The sequence below is a fragment of the Paracoccus sp. (in: a-proteobacteria) genome (genome assembly GCF_046462195.1).
In the GTDB taxonomy this organism is placed as follows: Bacteria; Pseudomonadota; Alphaproteobacteria; order Rhodobacterales; family Rhodobacteraceae; genus Paracoccus.
Map to the genome: position 1 here is coordinate 1 of NZ_JBKGUN010000181.1, position 4,088 is coordinate 4,088.

Genomic DNA, 4,088 nt, shown 5'->3' on the forward strand with positions numbered 1-4,088 from the left:
GGTGTCCAGATACTTGTCCATCTCAGGATCTCTCGGTGTGGTGGGAACAGGGGCCGGTGTCACCGGAGAGGTAACCGGTGGCTGCGGTGTGACAGGCGGCACGGTAACCACAGGCGGCGTTGCAGGAGGGGTGACCGGAACCGCCGGGGGCGCGACCACCGGAGGCGGTGTCACCGGGGACACGATCACCGGAGGCGGCGTGACCGGCGCAGGCGCAGTGCTTGCTGCATTGAAGGCGGCAACGGCCCGCCAGCGGGGGTTGTCGTCCAGCACGTGCCGACGCGCACCCCACAGGCCATGCCTGCCTGCCCTTGCAACCTCGACAAAGACGTTGAAGAACGCGCCGCCGGCCTTGCCGAACTCGGTCATGGCACGGGTGTAGAGCGTGCCCATCGACGAGGAGTAGTGGAACTTCTCGATGAACTCCATCAGGCCGGCATTTGCGTCCAGCGTGGCATGGTCCGGTGTGACATGCGACCCGCCCTCATACATGACCATCTTCAGACCTGCACGATCGGCAATGGCCTTCTGTTGCTGCCATGTTCCGGTCAGACCGGTGATCTCGCTGTCAAGACGGGCGGCCATGCGTCTGAAGGCCTCCGCCTCACCCAGCGATCGCCACGACTGGACATCGCTCGCGCGAAGGCCATGGCCGAAGTAGCCGGTCACCGCATAATGGTCGAAGTAGGTGCGCGGTGCGCGACGCCCGGCCCGGGCTGCAACCCAGCGCGGCGCCTCGAGAATGCCATTCTCCAGCCCCAGCCAGGCGGTGTGCGTGGCGACGACCTTCTTGTGCCGACCGCTGGTGCCTGCATAGACGGCGTCCAGCAGCATGGCCATCTCGGCGGCCCTGCCGCCATAGAACTGCATCCAGCCGTCCTGGTTCAGGTAGGTGGGCCACAACGCTGCGGCCTGCCGGCTTGCCCATTGTGCCTGCTCGAAGATGAAGTTCCAGACTTCGTTCGAATACTCGTAGTGCGCAACCAGATCAGCCCGCAGGTTCGCACGGACATATTGCGCGAAGCGGGTCATGTAGTCGTCAGTCGCAAGGTGCGGAAAGCAGAACCAGCCGGAAGAGCCGACCTTGTTGCACAATGCCACCATGACCTCGACAGGCACGCCGCCGATATAGGACGCGGCATTGACCGTCGGCCGGTCGGCCATGCGGAAACCTTGGAATTGTTCGTGCCCTGCCAGTCCATGAAGCGGAACAGGCGAAAGCCCTTGACCAGATCCAGCCACTCGGGACGAAAGATCTCGCCCGCCGCATAGGCCGCGCGCCGGTCATTGCGGACACATGTGATGTTCTTGATGGGGTTGGTCGCGCTGATTGCCGTCATTTCAACAGAGATCATGTTGCCGCCGCCGGCCGCATAGTCGAACTCTGCCCAGCGCGTGCCACGGGAAAGATTTCGGCCGCCATAGATCTCCAGTGTGCCGTCCCCCGTCCACTCCATGCGGTAGCGGCCGTTCAGGCTGGTATCGGCCGCCGCGATCTCGCAAAGAATGATTGTGCCAACCCGGTTGGCGCCAGCAGGAATGCGAATGGGCCAGCCATTGGCATCAAGATGTCCACCGCTGCGAAGTTGGGCGTTCGAATGGGATGTGAATTGCGAAGCCGACCGGCCTTGCCATTCACGCGACGAGCGCATGGCGTCAAGAAATGGTTGCGAGGCCTCCCAGTCTGCAATGCCGGAGAGGCCGATAGCTACGTTCATATGGTGTCCTTTCTGGACAGGTCATGAAAATGATGACGACGTTCAAGCCGTCGAGGACCAAGAGCACCGCTGACACCGGGAAACTGCCCGTCTCTGCTTTCCCAGATGCTAATGATGCGCCCGTTGCGTTATGGTCAGACGCAACGGGGGGCTGGCAACTTATTGAAGGGGGTCAACAATCCGGCTGCCTTGGCAGACTGCGGATTGCCCACTGCCATGACGATCAGAACAGCCTGCGGAAACCCGTCGCCGAAATTGAACAGGGTTATGATCTGAACGCCCCGCCGCAGAGGTCGCCCGCGGCCAACCCAAGAAGACGCAGTCAATCCTGCTTCAGTGAGTTGGACAGGGGTGGATTTCAAGGGAAATGAGACGGCAAGTCGGACAGCCGTGGCTTTTTGACCAAGCGCTCGTCGTCCTGCACGCTTCCGAATGCCACTAGCGCAGAAGCGCACTAGCATGGGCATCGCCCCAACCCCGCTTGTCCGCTAGCCAAACACCTAATTGGCGGCGTTGAAGCGCAGACCATCCCAAGGCGGAAAAGCCGACTACTGGCCGGATCACGACATGCTTGGCGTATCTTGAATTTCACAGCCTGTGGTGCCGGCGTTTGATTGCTTGGCGACTTGCCTCGCGAACATGGCCTGCTCCAGATTGCCCTGCAAGCAAAGTGGAGAAAAACCACTGCCGGCATCCAATCCGTGCAGTCCATGAAATATCACGCAATTCCACCCGTTGTTCGCGGCGCCTATCTGACCGGCCATCACGCTCCCAAAGAACACTTCCTGTGGTTGATGTACCTGTGCATAGTGCGCAACATTGACGAGTGGCACCCGCATCTTCGGCGTCTGACGCAGCACCGATCCTGTTCAGTGCGCCTGCACTCCGTGCTTCTGTCACACCAGATGCTTGTCATTCTGGTGCTATCTGACGACGCCAGACAACCACCCGGTCACTTGCCCTGATCCGGTCGTTCAAGGTGCAGTCACTTCAGGGCGATCCTGGGGAGGCAGGTCAGTGGAAATTTCGACGATCGAAGTCCGGCTGTAATGGCAGCAGCAATTCGAAACCGTGGCCTGATCCAGATCCAGCACTGGCACGATACCCGTGTCGGCTTATCGTTCCACAGCTTTCGACGCTGAGCAGCAGACAGATCTTGAACAGACATTTGCGTCTGATTTCGGCCTGTTCAAAAGCCAAAATCGTAAGGTAACTCAAAGCCTTCAAGCATCCCGGCATTCAACATCGCGCAACCGGAGAAGCGAATAACCCATTACCATAACTTCTTTTCGACTCAACTTTCACTTGTTATGCGGACAAAATGAACTAGACAGCCTGCTTCCACTCCATCCTTCGACCGGCGCCTTTTCTGGCGCGTCTGCCGGGATACAAGCCAAAGGGTTAATTTCCCGCAGGCTGCACGTCACATTTTTCGGGCGATCGTTCCGGTATCTCAGCTTTTTCCACCTTTGCCGCAGGAGACCTCCTCAAATGCCGATCGTCGAAACCTGAATTGCCTATCTTCGCGCTGATCTGAGAGGCCTGAGCCTCAATGGTTCGACAGCCCAAGTCTCCATTGAAACCCTGGGACTGAGTGAATGGCGTTCCGGTGGCGATTTCAGATTGGCAGGCACCGGCGCAGTCCGTGGAGTGACCTTGACAACCCGCGCAATGATCAGCTGATCAATGTCGCTGAACAATTCACTGTCACCTCCAGAACAGCAACCTATATCCTCCTCGAAGGTGCAGGCACACCGGTTGTGGAAACACGCTCTCTCACCGTTATTGGTTCGGGCACTCTTTGTACGCCTCTAGGCGGAACCAACCAAGTCGTGATTGGCAGTGATGGGGCGGGTGGCGCGTATTTTTTCTTCCTAAAGGCGGACATACCAAGCGTCCTTCTGGAGACGGTGGACCAGACGCTGAACACGACGCTGACATTGGACAGTATCGGTCAAGATTTTGCCCCCAATATGCAGATCTCCTTCCCGCGCGGCACGATGTGGGAAGCCCCAAGGTCCGCGCGCGATCGAAGGCATCCAGCCGGGCGATCTGGTTCACATATTTGTTCTTCGGCACCATCCAGTCGTGTACCTAATTCTTCTAAGGCACGGCTTGCATGGTCGTAACGACACTTTATCAAATCGGCTTGCGCCCCTATGCTGTGATCTTCCGGCCATTGGATGTCAAAGGCAGACGAATGATTGCCTACGGAACGATTCGACCCCTTTCGCAGCAGCAGGCTGACCATATCTATCGCAACGCTCGAGAAATCAGCCTTTGCGGGGCCGCTGAATAGGAAAATCCTAACGGGCTGCTGAAAGGCTCCTGCCTCGACGTTTGGCACGGAACCTGCTTCACCGTCCTGGC

Annotated in this window: 2 protein-coding genes and 1 pseudogene; all 3 read right to left on the reverse strand. The window is 58.6% G+C overall.

Going from position 1 to position 4,088, the window contains the following annotated elements; translation table 11 throughout:
- Positions 1-1,164 (reverse strand): annotated as a pseudogene (locus ACLHHB_RS11365) (hypothetical protein); the annotation flags it as partial.
- 1,114 nt (positions 1,165-2,278) lie between these two features.
- Positions 2,279-2,578 (reverse strand): hypothetical protein, encoded by a 300-nt coding sequence (locus tag ACLHHB_RS11370; protein WP_410218396.1) that lies wholly within the window; start codon positions 2,576-2,578, stop codon positions 2,279-2,281.
- A gap of 1,094 nt (positions 2,579-3,672) precedes the next feature.
- On the reverse strand, positions 3,673-4,088 hold a 416-nt coding region (locus tag ACLHHB_RS11375; RefSeq protein WP_410218397.1), incomplete at its 5' end, for a hypothetical protein.